This window comes from Acetobacterium sp. UBA5834, assembly GCF_002435675.1.
Taxonomy (GTDB): domain Bacteria; phylum Bacillota; class Clostridia; order Eubacteriales; family Eubacteriaceae; genus Acetobacterium; species Acetobacterium wieringae.
This window is the reverse complement of sequence record NZ_DJGY01000009.1, coordinates 98603-117555: the sequence shown is the minus strand read 5'-3', so window position 1 is coordinate 117555 and position 18953 is coordinate 98603. Positions and strand designations below refer to the sequence as shown.

Annotated in this window: 17 protein-coding genes; all 17 read right to left on the bottom strand. The window is 45.4% G+C overall.

What is annotated here, in order from left to right:
* Positions 1-117 precede the first annotated feature (117 nt).
* Positions 118-990: an RNase adapter RapZ gene (rapZ, locus tag B3F51_RS02055; RefSeq protein ID WP_286945188.1), complete on the bottom strand. Its 873-nt coding sequence runs from the start codon at positions 988-990 to the stop codon at positions 118-120.
* A 108-nt stretch (positions 991-1098) separates the two neighbouring features.
* The gene (locus B3F51_RS02050) at positions 1099-1830 is read right to left on the bottom strand and encodes a PHP domain-containing protein (RefSeq protein WP_286945186.1); all 732 of its coding nucleotides are present in this window, start codon (positions 1828-1830) and stop codon (positions 1099-1101) included.
* Between the two features lie 95 nt (positions 1831-1925).
* Entirely contained in the window at positions 1926-2831 is a 906-nt protein-coding gene (murB, locus tag B3F51_RS02045; RefSeq protein ID WP_286945184.1) for a UDP-N-acetylmuramate dehydrogenase, read from the bottom strand.
* 215 nt (positions 2832-3046) lie between these two features.
* On the bottom strand, positions 3047-3790 hold the full coding sequence (locus tag B3F51_RS02040) for a ComF family protein (RefSeq protein ID WP_286945182.1): 744 nt from the start codon (positions 3788-3790) through the stop codon (positions 3047-3049).
* Between the two features lie 147 nt (positions 3791-3937).
* Positions 3938-6151, bottom strand: a complete 2214-nt coding sequence (locus B3F51_RS02035) for an ATP-dependent RecD-like DNA helicase (RefSeq protein ID WP_286945181.1) — start codon at positions 6149-6151, stop codon at positions 3938-3940.
* A gap of 201 nt (positions 6152-6352) precedes the next feature.
* Positions 6353-8104, bottom strand: a complete 1752-nt coding sequence (locus B3F51_RS02030; RefSeq protein ID WP_228881512.1) for an NADH-dependent [FeFe] hydrogenase, group A6 — start codon at positions 8102-8104, stop codon at positions 6353-6355.
* Positions 8105-8124: 20 nt separating this feature from the next.
* Positions 8125-9924, bottom strand: a complete 1800-nt coding sequence (gene nuoF, locus B3F51_RS02025; RefSeq protein ID WP_070370042.1) for an NADH-quinone oxidoreductase subunit NuoF — start codon at positions 9922-9924, stop codon at positions 8125-8127.
* Positions 9925-9943: 19 nt separating this feature from the next.
* Positions 9944-10342 (bottom strand): (2Fe-2S) ferredoxin domain-containing protein, encoded by a 399-nt coding sequence (locus tag B3F51_RS02020; RefSeq protein WP_070370041.1) that lies wholly within the window; start codon positions 10340-10342, stop codon positions 9944-9946.
* 4 nt (positions 10343-10346) lie between these two features.
* Positions 10347-10892 carry an ATP-binding protein gene (locus tag B3F51_RS02015; RefSeq protein WP_148637359.1) on the bottom strand — a complete coding sequence of 182 codons (546 nt, stop codon included), beginning with the start codon at positions 10890-10892 and terminating at the stop codon, positions 10347-10349.
* Between the two features lie 9 nt (positions 10893-10901).
* Positions 10902-11372: a complex I 24 kDa subunit family protein gene (locus tag B3F51_RS02010; RefSeq protein WP_070370039.1), complete on the bottom strand. Its 471-nt coding sequence runs from the start codon at positions 11370-11372 to the stop codon at positions 10902-10904.
* Between the two features lie 364 nt (positions 11373-11736).
* Positions 11737-12474 carry a PHP domain-containing protein gene (locus B3F51_RS02005; protein WP_148637358.1) on the bottom strand — a complete coding sequence of 246 codons (738 nt, stop codon included), beginning with the start codon at positions 12472-12474 and terminating at the stop codon, positions 11737-11739.
* Position 12475: 1 nt separating this feature from the next.
* A complete protein-coding gene (locus B3F51_RS02000; RefSeq protein ID WP_286945176.1) occupies positions 12476-12808 on the bottom strand; it encodes an AraC family transcriptional regulator in 333 nt (110 codons plus the stop codon).
* A gap of 292 nt (positions 12809-13100) precedes the next feature.
* The gene (locus B3F51_RS01995) at positions 13101-14444 is read right to left on the bottom strand and encodes a [Fe-Fe] hydrogenase large subunit C-terminal domain-containing protein (protein ID WP_286945174.1); all 1344 of its coding nucleotides are present in this window, start codon (positions 14442-14444) and stop codon (positions 13101-13103) included.
* 20 nt (positions 14445-14464) lie between these two features.
* Positions 14465-14881 carry an ATP-binding protein gene (locus B3F51_RS01990; RefSeq protein ID WP_286945172.1) on the bottom strand — a complete coding sequence of 139 codons (417 nt, stop codon included), beginning with the start codon at positions 14879-14881 and terminating at the stop codon, positions 14465-14467.
* On the bottom strand, positions 14878-15228 hold the full coding sequence (locus B3F51_RS01985; protein WP_148637356.1) for a hypothetical protein: 351 nt from the start codon (positions 15226-15228) through the stop codon (positions 14878-14880). Before B3F51_RS01985 ends, B3F51_RS01990 begins: the two co-directional genes overlap by 4 nt.
* Before the next feature lie 218 nt (positions 15229-15446).
* Positions 15447-17756, bottom strand: a complete 2310-nt coding sequence (locus B3F51_RS01980) for an ATP-binding protein (protein ID WP_286945171.1) — start codon at positions 17754-17756, stop codon at positions 15447-15449.
* Positions 17753-18871: a metallophosphoesterase family protein gene (locus tag B3F51_RS01975; protein WP_286809130.1), complete on the bottom strand. Its 1119-nt coding sequence runs from the start codon at positions 18869-18871 to the stop codon at positions 17753-17755. Before B3F51_RS01975 ends, B3F51_RS01980 begins: the two co-directional genes overlap by 4 nt.
* Positions 18872-18953: the final 82 nt, after the last annotated feature.

Below are 18953 nucleotides of genomic sequence, written 5' to 3'. Positions count from 1 at the left end.
GTCTTTATGAACGACAACACTGCTCGGATGAGACAATGAAACATTTCGCCTTTCATCCCGATGGGCTGACAGGCGTAACATCCCCTTTTCTCATCCTACCAGTCCCCAAGTCATACCCTAGTGGTCGAGGCGGTTTCTTTTGATGTCCCGGTGTTTGAGGGTGGTTTCGTAGCCTTTTTCTTTGAGAGCCTGGCTTAACAGGCAGGCAAAGGTGACCGAGCGGTGCTGGCCGCCGGTACAGCCGATGGCAATTTCAACCGTATTTTTGGAAACCTTGGCAAACTGGGGAATGACAAATTCAATCAAATCCCACAATTTCTGATAAAAAACCTCCGCTTCCCGAAACGACATGACATAGTCTCGCACCGGTTGATCTTCGCCAGTCAAATTCCTAAGCTCCTGTTTATAAAAGGGATTGGGCAGAAAACGGACATCAAAAACAAAATCGGCCCCCATGGGACTGGCATATTTAAAACCGAAGGAATAAATTTTTACCTTGGGTTTGGACTGATCCCGATCCAATTTAACCAGCTTTGTCAGCTGTTCTTTTAGCTCTCTGACCTTGATGTCCGAGGTGTCGATGACTTCATCGGCGATTTCTCTAAAATGCTCCAGGCTTTTTCGTTCCGCCCGGATCGCTTCGATGAGGTTACTGGCAAAATGGGTCAGGGGATGATTACGCCGAGTTTCCTGATAGCGGGATACCAGCACTTCGTCCCGGGCATCTAAAAAGATCAGCTTGAGATCCTCCCGGGTAGCCTTGTACTCAGCCAGGGGGATGTCTTTTCCCTCCAGGAAAACATCTCCCCGGACATCAGTGACCAGGGCTATTTTTTCAATTTCGGTGGCTGATTGCTGACAGAGATTGATGAAGGTCACAATCAGCTGCGGAGGAATGTTATCAACACAGAAATAACCCAGATCTTCGAGGATTTGAATGGCCTGGGATTTTCCGGCGCCAGACATACCGGTGATGATGATGGTTTTCATGGGTTACTCCTTTTTTTGAATTACTGTGACTCCCGGCCATGACATGGGGACATTTCGCCTGTCATCCCGCTGGGCTGACAGGCGTAACGTCCCCAAGTCACACCCTACCTAGTCGGTGATATTGACGATGCGGGTAATGGGGATGCCGGCGGCTTTGACAACCGCTGGGGTGTCCCGCATATCCCCCAGAGCAGCAATGCTATGGGCGTCACTGTTGATGGCAAAGCTGACTGGGTATTTCATGGCGATTTTTATTTCTTCGGCGTTTAAATGATTATGTCTGGGGTTAATTTCCAGGATCACACCGTGTTCGGCGGCGGCTTTGGCAACCGCTTCGATGTTGATAGGCATTTTATCGCCGGGATGGGTAATCAGCTTGATGTCGTAGCGTTCCATCATTTTGATATAGGTTCGGGTATTCATGTTAACCACTGTGTTTCTTAAAAAGGGTAACACCCGGGCCGCATAGTTGGGCAGGGCAAAAACAAAGATATCTTTGATACTGGCCGGGATATAACCATAGTGATACCCGGCCGAAATCCAGTCGCAATATTTTTTTTCTTCCTCTTTAATGTCAATGTCGCCGTTGGCACCAGTAATGTTGGATTCAACCGAAAGGTAGATATCGATATCGTCGTATTTTTGATTAAGCGCATCAATCTCGGCCCGCATTTTAGCGAAATTCTTTTTGCGCACCCCAAACAGCGGATGGCTGCGGCCATGGTCGGAAATGGTAATGGCCGTAAGGCCAATTTTACGGGCCTGAGCCACCATTTCGGCAATGGTATTTTTACCATGGCTGTAGGTTGTATGGGTGTGCATATCATGGGTTATTTTCATGGGATTTCCTTACATATATTATTATGTGTTATTACTTCGATTATACTGCGTTGCCCGGATGAGACAATGGGCATTTGGCCTTTTCTCATCCTACCCTAGTCGTTTCCGATAACGATGACTTCGGTTTTTAGATCAACGCCAAATTTCTCTTTAACGGCAACCTGAATCGCACCGATGAGGTTTAGAATATCAGCAGCGGTGGCGCCGCCTTTATTGATAACAAAGCCGCTATGTTTTTCGGAGACCTGAGCCCCGCCGATGGCATAGCCTTTAAAACCGGCATCCTGCACCAGTTTACCGGCATAATAGCCTTCCGGTCGGCGGAAGGTGCTGCCGGCGCTGGGGTATTCCAGCGGTTGCTTGGTCTGTCTTTGGGTGTTTAAGTTAAGCATTTTTGCTTCGATGACCTGGCAGTCGCCGTGTTTTAGACCCAGCTCGACACGAGTCAGAATCCAGCCGTGCTGTTGCAGGATACTGGATCGGTAACCAAACTGGCACTGTTCGGCAGGAATGGTTTTTTCGGTACCATCTTCTTTAATCACCGTAATGCTTTTAATCACTGCCTTCATTTCGCCGTCATAGGCACCAGCATTCATGGTGACGGCACCGCCCAGACTGCCGGGAATGCCGGAAGCAAATTCCAGACCGGTGAGGTTTTCTTTCAACGCAATATTGGCCAGATCTTTAAGGCTGATCCCCGGTTCGGCAATCAGGGTTGTTCCTTGAACTTCCACCCGATTGAGGGCCTTGGTATTAACGATGATCCCACGATACCCCTTATCACGGACAATCAGGTTGCTGCCGTTCCCCATAATATAAAAGGGTTTATCCGATTCTTTGCAGATTTTTAGTATCTGTTGCAGTTCTGTTTGGGTCTGAGGCATTAAAAAAAGGTCGGCTGGGCCCCCAACCTTAAAGGAGGTATGGTTTTTCATCGGTTCATTTTCTTTTATATTTTCGATCGCCATGATGGCTTGCAGTTTTTTGATGGTATTATTCATATAATTATTCCTACCTCTTGATGCTTCGATTTTATCGCACAGGAGGACGGTTCTTTTGTGCACTTTTTATCAAGTAATTAGGAAAGCACAAGAAAAACCGTCCCCCAGTGCTTATCCTACTTTTTTGCTTCTATTAATCCATCATACCATTATTTACGTGGCTTCGCCACAAAAAAAGGCCCTTTGCGGGTCTTTTTAAGAATCTTTTATCTGGGCTACTCGGCAACGGCGCAAAGGGTTGCGATATAAACCTGGGCGGCACCAGCTTCCAGAAGGGTGGCTGCACTTTCTGCCAGAGTAGCCCCGGTCGTGAGGACATCATCCACCAGCAGGATGGTTTTATTCTGGATGACTTCGATTGCTTCAACCGTGAATGCTCCGGTCAGATTGGAAAGACGTTCTTCACGACCCTGACCCAGCTGGTGCGGCGTATCCCGACTGCGGACAAGGATTTTGGTAGATAATTCCGGATCTTTTGAAATTTTTAAACCTTCATAAATACCCTGGGCAATCTTTTCACTCTGGTTATAGCCCCGCTCGGCTTGGCGGTTGGGATGCAGGGGCACTGGAATAATCAGATCCACACGATTAACCCATTGGGATTGGGCAATGGCAGCCCCCATGTGGGTACCCATCCAAATGCCCAAATGGGGCCGATCTTTAAATTTTATGGCCTGCACCAATCTTTTAGCGGAGTCCTCATAACTTAGATGGGCATAACCACCGGCAAAAGGCAGATTGAGTTTGGCACAGGGGCTGCACTCCTTTCGCTGGTGACGAAAAATTGGTCGACCACACTGACTGCAGGTCGGATTGCTGATGACCGGAAGATCATCCTCACATTGATGGCACAAAAACCGGTCGGTAATAAAAAGTACCCGGCCGCAGATGGGGCAGGTGCCATTTTTGAGAAAAAGGTTGTTCTCAAGAAAGGTCAGGAGGGTTTGTTTCAGGTTCATGGTTACCTCTTTTCGCATTCATGGGGACATTTTACCTTTGATTCTGATTATATCAGACTACCCGGCCCGGGATGACATGGGGACGCGACGTCTTTCATCCCTATCGGGCTGACATCCGTATCGTCCTCAAGTCACGCCCTGTCTTATTTACACCAGCGGGTGTTTGATATAGGTGATGATGCGGTCGCGGAGGGTAGTCTGGCGATCCTGGGATTCGCCGGATTTGATCATTTGCCGGAAAACGTACTGGTTGCCCATCAAAATCAACAGCTTTTTGGCTCGGGTGACGGCCGTATACAGCAGTTTACGATTTAAAAAGAGGGGCGGCCCGCCGACGATCGGCATGACCACCACCGGAAACTCACTGCCCTGACTTTTATGGACGGTCATGGCGTAGGCGTGGGTGATTTCGTCCATCTGGTCAAAGTCATAGGTGACCCGCTTGCCGTCATTAAACAGAATGGCAAAGGATTTTTCCCGGTTACTGATGCTTTCCAGAATTCCAATATCACCATTATAAATCCCTTCGCCCTGTTCCAGCGACAGGGTGTCTTCCCACTTGATCCGGTAGTTGTTTTTGATCTGCATGACCTTATCCCCTTCCCGGTAAATCACCATTCCGAATTCCCGCTGCACCCGGTTCTCCCGGGGCGGATTGAGCACCGCCTGGAGCTCCCGGTTAAGATTGATAACACCGACCTTACCGTTTTTCATCGGTGAGATCACCTGGATGTCACTGATGCTGTCAAAACCTTTGGCCATCGGCAATCGATTGGTGACCAACTCGAGAATATCCCGGAGCAGCTTATCACTGTCGTTTTTGTTAAGAAACAAAAAATCCGACTCATTGTTGATATCCGGAATTCGGCCATGATTAATCTCGTAAGCATTGACCGAGATCATGCTTTCTTCCGACTGACGATAGATCCGGTCAAGGCTTAATACCTTGACCGCCCCGCTTTCAATGATATCTTTTAAAACATTTCCCGGCCCCACCGAAGGCAGCTGGTCGGCATCGCCAACCATGATCAGCCGGGTGCCCGGCTGGATGGCCATCAGCAAACTGTCCATCAGGAGAATATCAATCATCGAGGATTCATCAACGATAATGGCATCGACATCAAGGGGGTTACTTTCATCCTTGCTGAAACTGGGAAAGTCATCATCCTGACTGTATTCATATTCCAGCAGGCGGTGGATGGTTTTGGCTTCGTTGCCAGTGGTCTCAGTAATCCGCTTGGCCGCCCGGCCGGTGGGGGCGGCCAGCACGGTTTTAAGGCCCAGATCCTTAAAAATCCGGACAATCCCGTTGATAATGGTGGTTTTTCCGGTACCGGGTCCGCCAGTAATAACAATAACGCCATTATCCATGGCGGCGGCAATGGCTTCCCGTTGCTTATCATCCAGCGTGATCGACATATCCTGCTCGTAGTTTCTGATTTTGGCCGTAATGTTGACATTCGCTATTTTATAGGTCATCTGACTGATTCTGGCCATGGCCAGGGCTGCATTGTCCTCAGCTTCAAATAGATTCCGGGGATAATAAACCCGCTGGTCGGCGATTTCCTCCTGAATGATGCGCCCCATCAGCACCAGTTCGCCTAATTGTGCATTGATCTCGTCTTCAGCGACACCAAGGATTCGAGAACTGGTCTCTATCAGCTCGGTTTCAGTCATATAGGTGTTGCCCCGGTTGTAGCATTCCCCCAGTGAATAGTTGATTCCCGCCAGAATCCGACCGGGACTGTTGGCTTCAAAACCGAGATGGTTGGCAATCTGGTCGGCAATTTTAAAACCAATCCCCCGAATATCATCGATCATCTGGTAGGGGTTATCAAGCAGCACCGAAATGGTGTCAAACTTATAGGTTTTGTAAAGCTTCATTGCCCAGTTGGCCGAGATGCCGTAGTCCTGAATTTGAATCATAATCTGACGGACTTCCCGTTGTTCGTGGTAGACTTCTTTGATGGCAGCCAGAGTTTTCTTGCCAATGCCTTTTATTTCGGACAACCGCTGGGGATCATTGTCCAGGATCTCCAGGGTTTCTTCACCAAATCGGGCAACAATCGCTTTGGCGGTTTTTTCGCCAATGCCGGGCAGAATACCCGACGACAGATAGCGGGTAATGCCTTCGGTGGAGGTGGGAATTTCCATGGTATAGGTTTCCATAGTAAACTGATCACCGTAATTTTTATGTTCAGTCCAGTAACCAGTGAGTTTTAAGTATTCGCCATGATTCAGTTCGTCAAAATTCCCGACAACGGTGACCAGATCGCCTTCGATATCAAAATGGGCGACGGTATAACCGTTGCTGCTGTTTCTAAAAACGATGTGCTCCACCGTACCCTTAATGCTTTCCATGCTTTGCTCCTGTTTTGTTTTTCCGCACAGGGGGACGGTTCTTTTGTGTCCGATTGTTCTTAATCGAATTGTTGACACAAGAAAAACCGTCCCCCTGTGCTTACTTTTGTTCGATACTCTATCGGTTTATTATAACACAAAAAAAGACCCATTATTGGGCCTTTTTTTCGTTTAAGGAGTTTTTCGTTTATCGAACTGCAATTAAACCAATTTTGGTTTAGCTGAGTATTTTGTATGTAAAATATGGTGCGCTTTGTGGCTGTTTGGCTCTTCCAGGTATTCTTCGTACAGTCGGATGACAGAAGGATTCTGGTGAGATTTTCGGTAGGTTAATACATTGGCATCTTCGTCATACAGAGCTTTTGCTCGTTCAACACGAATGTCGACGTCCATTTTATCTTTAGCAGATACGATGGGTTGTCCACCACCGTTGACACAGCCGCCTGGGCAAGCCATCAGCTCGATGAAGTGGGTATCAGCCAATTTACCAGCTTTAAGCATTTCCATGACCTCACGGATGTTTGATCCACCATGAGCTACTAACAGGTTGACTTTCAGGTCTGGGGTTACATCAACACTGGCTTGTTTGATACCATCGGTACCACGAACCACATGATATTCAATTTCCTGAATGTCTTTTTTGTTCAGTACGTCGGCAACTGTTCTGACAGCCGCTTCCATAACACCACCGGTAGCGCCGAAGATAACAGCAGCTCCTGTGGATTCACCATAGTAATCATCAAAGTCTTCATCTGGTAATTTGTCAAACAGAATACGGGCTTCTTTGATCATACGTGCAAGTTCCCGAGTGGTGATGGAGATATCAACATCGGCATTACCGTCAGTACATAATTCTTCTCGTTGTACTTCGTATTTTTTAGCAGTACAAGGCATGATTGAAACAACAACCATATCTTTAGGATCAATTCCATTAGCTTGCGCATAGTGGTTTTTGAGTAAAGCACCGGTGATATTTTGTGGTGATTTACAGCTTGACAGATGTGGAATCGCTTCTGGATAATAGGTTTCGATAAATTTAATCCAACCTGGTGAACAGGATGTGATCATTGGTAGAACACCACCGTTGGTCACACGTCCAATCAGTTCTGTTCCTTCTTCCATGATACATACATCAGCACCGAAATCGGTATCGAATACTTTGTCAAAGCCCAGTCTTCGTAAGGCAGCTGCCATTTTACCGGTTACTGATGTTCCCATTGGGTAGCCAAAGTCTTCACCTAAACCAGCACGAACAGCTGGAGCGGTTTGAACGATAACAGTTTTGGTCGGATCAGCAATGGCATCCCAAACTTGTTGGATATTTGATTTTTCTTTTAATGCGCCAACTGGACAGTTGATGATACATTGTCCACAGTTGATGCAACCAACTTCAGCTAACGATTTGTCAAATACTGGTTGTACCTGTGAGGTAAAGCCTCGACCAACGGTGCCCAGTACGGCAACGCTTTGGACGTTGGTACAAACGGATACACATCGCTTACAAAGAATACATTTGCTTTCGTCACGGACAACAGCTGTTGATAAATCGTCGATCAGTTTACCTGATTTTTCGCCTTCGAAAGGAATTTCAGAAACACCCAGGTCGGTTGCCAGTGTCTGTAATTCACAGTTTTCGCTACGAATACAGGTGGTACATTCACGATTGTGGTTTGACAGAATTAACTCAAGGTTTACGCGTCGTGCTTTTCGAACGGCTGGGGAGTTGGTAAGTACTTCGATGCCGTTGGCAACTGGGTAAACACACGCTGCTTGCAGTGCTCGTGCTCCAGCGATTTCAACCAGACACATACGACAAGCCCCAATTTCGTTAACATCTTTCAGGTAGCAAAGTGTTGGGATGTCGATATTGCTCATTCTGGCTGCTTCTAAAATGGTTGTTCCTTCGGGAACAGTCATTTCCTGACCGTTTATTTTAAATGTTACATCTTTCATTGTTTTTGTGACCTCCTAAATCAACCCTTGGAAATGGAGCCAAATGGACAGGCTTCAATACAGGCACCACATTTAATACATTTTGCGGTATCGATGGTATATGGTTTTTTCTTTTCACCGGTGATCGCATCGGCTGGACATTTCTTGGCACAGATTCCGCAACCTTTACAGGTATCTGGATTGATTGTGAAGTCTAACAGATGTTTACATACGCCAGCGGGACATTTTTTGTCATTGATATGTGCTTCATATTCGTCACGGAAATAACGGATGGTAGACAGAACAGGGTTTGGAGCAGTTTGTCCCAATCCACAAAGTGCTGAAGCTTTGATACCAACAGCCAGTTCTTCCAACCGTTCGATATCGCCTTCAATCCCTTTACCATCACAGATTCGTTCCAGAATTTCAAGCATTCTCTTGGTACCAATACGGCAAGGAGGACACTTACCACAGGATTCGTCCTGAGTAAAGTCAAGGAAGAAACGAGCAACGTCAACCATACAGTTGTCTTCGTCCATTACGATCAGACCACCAGAACCCATCATGGAGCCGATGGCAATCAGGTTATCATAGTCGATTTCTGTATCTAATAAAGAAGCTGGAATACATCCGCCTGATGGTCCACCAGTTTGGGCAGCTTTGAACGCTTTACCATTGGGGATCCCACCACCGATATCAAAGACGATTTCTCGGAGGGTTGTACCCATTGGAATTTCAAGCAGACCGGTGTTGTTGATTTTTCCACCCAGTGCGAATACTTTTGTTCCTTTAGATTTTTCGGTTCCTACTGATGCAAACCATTCTGCGCCTTTTAAGATAATCGCTGGAATATTTGCATAAGTTTCTACGTTATTTAATACGGTTGGTTTGCCAAACAAACCTTTGTTAGCTGGGAATGGCGGACGTGGACGCGGTTCACCACGTTTACCTTCGATTGAGTTCATAAGTGCTGTTTCTTCACCACAGACAAATGCGCCGGCGCCTAAACGAATTTCCAGGTCGAAGGAGAAATCGGTATCAAAGATATTTTCTCCCAGCAAACCATATTCTTTGGCCTGATCAATAGCGATCTGCAGACGGTTAACAGCGATTGGATATTCAGCTCGAACATAAACATAACCTTTAGAAGCACCTACAGCAAAGCCGGCAATCGCCATGGCTTCGATAAGTGCATGCGGATCACCTTCAAGTACAGATCGATCCATGAATGCACCAGGGTCTCCTTCATCGGCGTTACATGCTACAAATTTTACGCCATCTTCGGATACAGCATCGTGAGCAAACTGCCATTTAAGACCAGTTGGGAATCCTCCGCCCCCACGACCACGAAGACCGGACGCTTTAACTTCGTTGATTACATCGACTGGTGTCATGGTTAACAGCACTTTTTCCAGCGCCAGGTAACCATCAAATGCGATATATTCGTCAATGTTTTCTGGATTGATAACACCACAGTTTGCCAAAGCAATACGTTTCTGGGTTTTGAAGAATCCCAGTTCATTGATTGACAGTGGGTGATGACCATCACCTTTTTCGGTGTAGATCAAACGATCCAATGGACGACCTTTAACCAGATGTTCTTCAACCAGTTCAGGAATATCAGCAGCTTCAACTCGGCTGTAGAATGTTCCTTCTGGGTATACAATAACAACTGGTCCCAGTTCACACAAACCAAAACAACCGGTTGCAACAACTTCTACTTCATCCAGGATATCGTGTTTGACTAATTCTTTTTTTAATTCTTTTACTAATGTCATGGATCCTGAGGATGTACATCCTGTACCACCACAAATCAGTACCTGCGAACGTTTATATGCCATCTGCTCTTCTCCTCCTCAATTAACCCTTAACCGTTGGATCAATGACTTTACCATCAACCACAGTCATGGTGTATTCATCGACAACTTTGCCTTGAGCCAAGTGTTCTGCTACAACTTTAGCAACCTTTTCCGGTGTCATATGCACATAGGTTACTTTTTCATTGTTAGCATCGTAAACTTCAACAATTGGTTCTAATCGACATGATCCGATACAACCTGTTTGGGCAACAGTAACATCGACCAAACCTTTTGCATCTACTTCTTCCATCAGTTTAACCATAACGGGTCGAGCGCCTGCTGCGATACCACAGGTTGCCATTCCTACTACGACGCGATATCCATTCTTGCCGTGTCTTAAATTGATTTCGTTCAATTTTTTTTCACGAATCGCTTTTAGTTCTGCTAAGGACTTTGCCATAAATTTATTCCTCCATAATTTCTTCAAGACCTTCTGAAACGAATTCCCGAATCCAGTTTAGTATCGCTGGTTCGTTTAACGATTCTACTTCCAGAGTGTCTTTAATTTCTCGTGTATTAAAAACAAATAGTTGGTTATTGAAGTCGTGTTGATAAATAAGATCTGTCTCTCCAAAAGACATTACCATGGTGAGTACCGTATCGGCCATATTCCCCAGCGGGACACGATCAATATGGTCTCGCATAAAGCTTCCAATCACCTTTGTGCCAACACCGAGGGTCGAGCTTATCTCAAAGTATCCGCCGCATGCTTCCGCTGCTGCTTTAAATAGAGATAAACCCAGACCAACCTTTCTGGTTGTTCGGGTCGTTACAAACGGATCTGTGATATTCTCAAGCCGATCAGCCGGTATGCCACACCCATCATCAGTGATGATAATGGTGAGTTCATTATTTGCCGTGGACTCAATAATCAGCAGTTTCACAAGCTTTGCCTGGGCTCTAATGGAATTTTGGGTAATATCCAAAATGTGAAGGGACAACTCTTTCATAACAGCTAATTAAAATTTTTCAAGGATCGCTGGAATTTCATCTACGGTTAAACGTCCAAATACTTCTTCGTTAATCATCATTACTGGAGCCAAACCACAGGCACCAACACATCGGGTTGCGTCAACTGACCATTTTCCATCTTCAGTTGTATCACCAACCTGTGTTCCTAAAATGCTGTTAACCTTGTCAATAATTGGTTGTGCGCCTCTTACATAGCAAGCGGTTCCTAAGCAGATACCAATTTTGAATTTTCCTTTTGGTTTAAGTGTAAATTGTGAATAAAATGTTGCCACACCGTAGACTTCAGTCAGAGGAATTCCTAACTCATCTGCGATGGTTCCCTGTAGTTCAAGTGGTAAGTAGCCGTATTTTTCCTGGGTTTCCTGCAGAATCTGCATTAAACAACCTGGTACTTCTCTGTGCTCGGCGACTATTGCCTTTACTACGTCCAAATTTTCAACTGGTATTAATTCAGCCAATTTTCAAACCTCCTAATTAAATCATGCAAACCTTTACGCTTGTGATTGCATATTTTCTAACGAAGTCATTATAACACAGAACGAAATATTTCGTTATATTTATAACAGATAAATTTTTCACTCTTTTTGGCCCGGATTTTTATGAAAACCTTTAACTTTTTTGTTTTTTGAAGTAAAAATTCTACCCATTTATTTTTTTTTCAAAATAAGTGTAATAATTTTGCACAAAAAAACAGGCGCTTCGAAAAACACCTGTAAAGTTCACAGCTAACTACCGTATAAACCACTTATTCATCTGTTGTTCGCTCCGATACGCAGAGTCTGACCGCTCGGTCAGGCATGATCGAACACGTGTCGGTACGACTTAATCAATTGATCCCAGATAGTTAATCAGCGTCTGCCTTTGCATATCCGGTAGTTCCAGAAAATATTCCCGCTCGGCAATGTCTTCCAATTGATGGGCATCAGAACCGTGAATGAACTGATAGTCTTTAAAAAAACGGAAGTTTTTCCGGACATTTTCAAAGGTTTCTTTTTTTGACACTTCGCAGGTCTTTACTGCCAATTCCAGGGGAATAAATCCCAGCGATGAAATTAAACTATAGGATTTTCGGTCGATGTGGGCTGGTACCAGCACCCCGCCCAGGTCCGTAACAAGATCCCAGAGCTGATTGACCCCAATATCGGTTGCTGAAATCAACAATTTATCCACTTCGCCAATAATATTATCCTCGGCATCCATGATCGTTTGGGGGCCGAACAGCGCTTTTTCATTTTTCACATCCGGAAGATGGTCATAAACAATGGCATCCAGTTTCATAGCTGCCGCCAGGGTTGGCAGATAGGCCAGAACATGGGCTTCTTCTTTGGTTGTCACTTCAATACCCGGCAGAATGCAAAGGCCTGTTCCGGTTTCTTTGGCCAATTCTTTGGCAACTGCCATGATGGCAGGTAAATTTTTGGCGGTGTTGTGATCCGTGACGGCAATAAAATCCAGTTCTTTAATCAGGGCCATATTGACAATGTTGTTGGGGGTCATCTCCGCTTCACCACAGGGGGATAATGCCGAGTGGATGTGCAGATCAATGGCTACCTTTTCCATTTTATATGCCAGCGTTTCCTAAAATTTTACAGACTTCAAAAGCATTAAGACCGGTAATGATAATGGGGATATCCTCGATGATGGCCCGTTCCAGGGTACTTTCTTCAACTTCAGCCCCTTCGGGAATAATCACGCAACTCATCTCCAGCAGCGATGCCACGGCAATAATATTGACATGCGTCTGGATGGTTACCCAGGCACAGCCATGACCGGCATTGGCCATAACCCAACTGAGCAGGTCACCGACATAGCCACTTTTAATGACCCCCTCAATCCCTACCTGAGGATTAAGACACTTGAATTCTTTGTTTTCTAATAACTCACTAACCTTCATTCCTTTTCTCCTTTTATATGACTAAATTAGGTAATTGCGATACTGCCGTGAGCTTTGATCCCAGTTTGCACAATACACCAGAAGAAATCGCTAGGCGAATTTCTTCTTTGTCGCGGGCAGTCGCCAACTACAAGCAAGCTTGTGATTGGCTCGTTGCCTTCGCAAATTTTTACACTGTACGGCGTACAGTTCTCTGAACTGTTCGCCTACACGTTACAAAATTGTATGTGGAAACTGCACCCAAAGCAATCTTTGTTCTTATTTTCATTTTGCAATGCCTTTATAGCTACATTTATTCTTTTTTGATCAATGGTTTTTCGGTGGGATGTTCGACCTGCAGCAGTTCATTGGTTAATACCGAGAGATCCCGGACCCGATCTTTTAAAACAAATACACAATCGATTTCTTTGGCTTTTCCGGCGACAATATCTTCCGCCAGGGCACGACAGCCAGGGGCGCCGCAGGAACCACAGTCCAGACCGGGGAGCTTGCTTTCCAATACTTCGATTTGCTTCATTTTTTCGATGGCGCAGTTGATATCCTGATCCAGCGGTTCGGGACTTCTCGGTAGAATTCGCTCTTTAATATGCATCATCCCGGAATTATAAACATTTCGCACATATTCGTCTGACATGTGGATAATGGAGGTCTGTTTCATGGTTTTGGCCCGGTCCTGAATGTACATTTTAGCCACATAGTTATTTTCCACCGTCAGACAACCGCCGACGCAGCCGCCGATACAGGCCAGGCCTTCAAAAAACTCGATGGTATCGAGTTTACCACATTCGATTTCTTCCAGAACGTTAATGACATTCTGAATCCCATCCACATGGAGGACATTTTTATTTTTGAGATAGTCACTTTCACCACCAGACAAGGCCCAGGTGCAGGATTCCGGGGTGGTGTTATGCAGGCCTTCCTGAAGCGGGCACTTACCGATAAGCCGGGCGATATCACTATAAATGTCCTTAATGGCAATGGCACCATCGATTAGGTCATATTTATCGTACTCACTGGCCGCCGGGTTATTGACCATGGTGGCTTTGGCAGCGCAAGGAGTAATGAAAAAAACACCGACGTCGCTATTTTTATGGATTCCTTCTTCCCTAATCCGCTTTCTAATCAGTCTGGCGGTTATTGCCATCGGGGACTTCAAGCGGCAGATATTGTCAGTGAGTTCAGGAAAGCGCACCTGAATCAGCTTGACAACCGCCGGACAGGCTGAAGAAATCAGCGGTCTGGGATATCGTTTGGCGTGATACTCATACTTCAAAGCCTGGCCGACAATTTCAGCACCGTAAGCCACTTCCACCACCTCATCAAAGCCCAGGGCTTTTACGGCCGAAAGAATCTGGCTAATGGAATATTTCGGTTTAAACTGACCAATGATGGCGGGCGCCACCATCGCCACGGTATATTGATAATTATCTTTTTTTGAAAGCGGATCGGTTTTGGCCAGCTTGGCATGATGCGGACAAATCCGAATACACTCACCACAGTCAATGCATTTGGACTCATTGATGGTCGCCTTCCCCCCCCGAACCCGGATGGCTCCAGTGGGACAGCTTCTCAGACAGGTCGTGCAACCCAGACATTTTTCCTCATCAAGGTATACTGAATGCAGTAATTTTTCCATATGTCCCCCCTTCTTCCTGATTAGACAAAAAATTTCATGACAATTTTTGTCCCCTCTCCAATCTTGGAGGAGATTTCAAAACTGTCGGCATTGTTTTTCATATTGGGCAAACCCATTCCGGCGCCAAAACCCATTTGTCGGACTTCATCGCCTGCAGTTGACCAACCCGCCGTCATCGCCAGGTCAATATTGGCAATCCCCGGTCCGACATCCTCGATCGTCAGCACCAGTTCCTCTTCACCTACCTGCAAAACAATTCTTCCGCCAGATGAATGGATCGCCAAATTCATTTCTCCCTCATAGCCAGCAATGGACACCTTGCGGATCACCTTGTTGGCAACCCCTAACTGCTGGAGGGTTCGTTTAATTTTCCGGGAGGCTTCACCAGCGGTGTCAAAATCTCCCCGCTTCACATCAAAGACGAGTTCGTAGCTCATCTAAGATGGGCTCCCTTGAGACCGTTTGAGTAGAGAATGCCACAACATTCAAAAAGAATATATTTTGTGGACATAACCAGGAGATTCCGTTCTCTGGCCATGTCAATCATTTCCTGACTGGGCATTTTATCCCGTACAAAAATAATGCTGTTCATATTTGCCATATCAGCCGTATTCAGCACCTGTTTGTTGACCAGACCAGTGAGCAGAATGGCGTCCTCTCTGGCAAAACACAGCACATCGCTCATCAGATCACAGCCAAAACCAGAGTGAACTTCTTCCTCCAGATGACTCTCTCCAGATAAAACAACAGCATCGAGGAGGTCTCTTACCTGACTTAATTTCATCGAATGTTCTCCTTTTTTAGTTATTACTAGTATTGTAAAGGATTTCTTATTCATTTAGCAAGGTCTTTCCTGTTTTTTTAAATATTTATCGGGAAATGATGCTTGCTCGGCAACTTCTACTTATTTATCACCCGTGCGACTTCGTAAAACAGGAAGAACCGCTGATCGCCCCTGTTTCAAGAGACGATCTTCCCAAAAGTGTAGCGGTCATCCCGCACTTATAACACAATTTTATGGTAGCTTGCGCCTAAGGATCTGAGCAGGTTTTCTTCAACCTCGTCACAGGTAAAGAGGATCACCTGACGGCTACTGCTGAGTTCTGCAAGTAGCTTGAGCGCCTCGGTTTTTCGCTGTTTATCATACCGCACAAACGGTTCATCCAGAATAAAAGGCATTTCGTGACTGATCAGTTCGCTGATGCCATAGCGAAAGGCAAAATGAACCTGATCCATGGTTCCGGCACTTAACTGGTCAACATCCCTGAAGTCGCCACCTTTGGGATCGACCACTTTAAGCCTCATGGCATCATCAATTTTCACCCCTTTATAATGCTGGGTGAGGGTATCGAGAATATCGCCAATATTCTTATTCAACTCCGGAGCCGAGTCCTGATGACAATCTTTCTGGATTGTCGAAATAATCTCAAGCGCTGCATTACAGGCGCTGATTTCCGTATCGAAGGCCTGAATCTGGCTATCCAGCGTTTTAATGGTCTCTTTTATTTCCACCGGCAGACCAATCCCATCGGTAAGGGCACTGTTTTCACCTTCCAGTCTGGCAATTTCCTTGCCCAGACTTAACAGTTCTTCCGATTTTGGGGAGGCTTTATGCCAAACCGCCTGTCCGTCCTCTGTTTTTCCGCCATTGACGGTTTCCAGCAGATTCTCCAGTAGTTCCAGGTTCCCGTTAAAACGGATTTTGAGTTCTTCCAATTGCTGCGCTTTTTCACAGCGCTCAGCATATTCAGCAATGTTTTTAACCTGATATTCAGCCAGCTTCCGATCCAGATCCCGAATGATTCCCCGTCGCTGTTCAAAGAGCACTTCATAACCGGCCTGATGACGGGAGTGCTGAATAATAATCAATTCGCCTTCATTTTGCAGCTGCTCCAGTTCTTTCTGATTTCTAATTACCTTTTTATAGTAACTGTCAAAACTGGGTCCATCTTTTAACTGGTATTTGGCCAGTATTTCTTCCTGAATCGGGATTATTTGTTTTTCTTTTAAAATCCGTCGCTTTTTAAGGGTTGCCGAAATGCCGTAGCTTAGGCCGACAACACCGACAATTGCCATGGTTACCCCAACGGTTAAGGACAGATTTTCGATTCCCTGACTGGTGCCCATCATCCCCATATTGGCCAATCCCACCAGTCCCATTCCCAGGAGCGTCACCAGTGTGGCAATGATGTTGATGACCACATTGGTTTTTTTATCCACCTCAGCCACTTCGGTTTCTTCTTTTTTAAACAGTTCGTAGTCTTCGGTGATGCCCTCCAAGGTATGCCCGGCCAGCGAGCTGCGTTTTGCCGCTTCTTTTTGACGGATCGTTTTTAAATGTTCCGAGGCATCAGCCATTTCCTTTTCAATGTAATCCATCTGATCGCTGAGGCGCTCAGCCTGATTGGAAATGGCTTTTAAGCCCTCCAGCGTCTTATAGTTATAGCCTTCATAAATCTGGTCTTCTTTGATTATTTTTGATAAACGGTTGTTCTCCTTTTCCAGCTTGTTAATGCGTTCATAGGTGGCCAACAATTCTTTTTTTCGCTTGACTATCGATTCCTGACTGAGATAGTCGTTTTCTGCTTCGATCCGCTTCATTTTCATCTGATTCCGGATAATTTTTTCCTGGTTTTCGGCGACCTTGGCGTAGGCGGCCTCCGCCTCTTTTAACAGTTCCCGGAGCTCATCCCGCTCCCGGATGGCGGCCCCAATTCTTGACTTACTTTGGCCTGAACGGCCAATTGCGTTTTTCTTTTCTTCCAATCGTCTGGCGATTCCTTTGAAATTAATCTCAATGCCGCTGGAATTTTGCATCTCGATATAGGAATCCCGGACTTCGTCCTGGCTGCCCGTTTCGTTATCGTGGGCCGTTTGACGCATATTGACGGTATTATTATAAATAACGGCAGTCATCCCCTGGTTTCCCAGCGGCAGGTGCTGTCTTATTACCCCATCGTACTTGAACTGGTCGTTGATTATTTTCCCGGTGGTATTATCATAAATGAATAAGGAATCTTTGGATCGCAGAAAATTCCGTTCCAGACGAATTTCCCGGCCATCCACCTCATAAACCAGGGAACCACTGTAGTCGAATTGATTCCAGGGCATATACTTTTCATATTCTTCGCTATAGGTTTTCTTTTTGCGGTAGGGTTTATAAAACCCGAAAAACATCCCCTGGATAAAGGTTTGAACCGTTGTTTTGCCAGCCTCATTGCGACCGTAAACCAGATTCAGTCCCGGTTTGAAGTCAATGGTCTGATCTTTGAATTTTCCAAAAGCTTTGATGGTCAGGGTTTTTATTCTCATTTCAAAACCCCCTCGCTAATCATCGCTTCGATGCTATAAATAATCGCTTTTTTACGGACTTCCGGTTCGGCTATTTTACCCAATTCAGTAAGAAGCTGTCCGATCGGGTTGTTCAGATTTTCTTTGATCAGCAGTTCCAGATCAATATCCGGTTCCAGTTTAACCATGTCTGTTTCGACGTAATAAAAAGCGTCTTCCAGATCATCGTTGATCCAATCCATTTGAATTTCGGGATTGATGTAACCGGTAAATCGAATCCGATAATAGTTTTGCTGGCGGTTACTCTCACTGTCACAACTGACTGCTTTGTTGATAATATCCTGATAGGAATCTTCCGGAACAATCTGAATGTCAATGGTTTCGTATTTTCGCGATTCAATGGGATTAAAGCCGCTACTGGTAATAAAACTCTGGTTTTCATAATCCGTTTTTACCTGCGAAATAATAAAGCCCCGTTCCCCGGTTTCCCCAAAATTCAGGGGTACCGGTGACCCGCAATAAGCGACGCCACCAGGGGTCAAGCCGGGTTTGTGAATATGTCCCAGGGCAATATAATCAAAACCTTTTTTCTCGATCATTCTTAAATCAATGGGTAGATAAAGGCTTTGATTGGTCACTTCGCCATGAGCCATCAGGATGTTATAGCGGGTATCGTTGAGTTTAATGCTGTTAAAGGAGCGTTCAGGAAAGGCCCGGTACTCGTTTTTCACCCAGGACATCCCATAAATTTCGGTATTTAATTCTTTGATATAAACCGAACGGAAAACATCTTCTTTAAAAATGTAGACATTTCTGGGCCACTCAACTTTTTTGTAGGGTGAGCTGTCACCGTGGTAATCGTGGTTACCGGTGATAATCACCACCCAGGTTTTCTCAAGACTGGCCAATCCTTCGGCTGCTCTTTTTATATCCATGGTCAGAACATTGACACTATCAAATAAATCTCCGGCAATCAGCAAAAGGGGCACTGCTTCTTCTTTAACGTATGCAATCATCTCGTCAAAAGCTTTCCAGAGTTCTTTTCTTTTGTTTTTTCCGTAATAATTTCCCTGTTGTAAAAAGGTAAAGGGGCGACCTAAATGAAAATCACCGGTATGAACAAAGGTTGTCAGCATCCGCTTTGCCTCCTCATCTATCGAATTTCCAGGTATTTGCGAAAATGCTGTACTTTAATTTCGCAATGACCAAAGAGAGTTT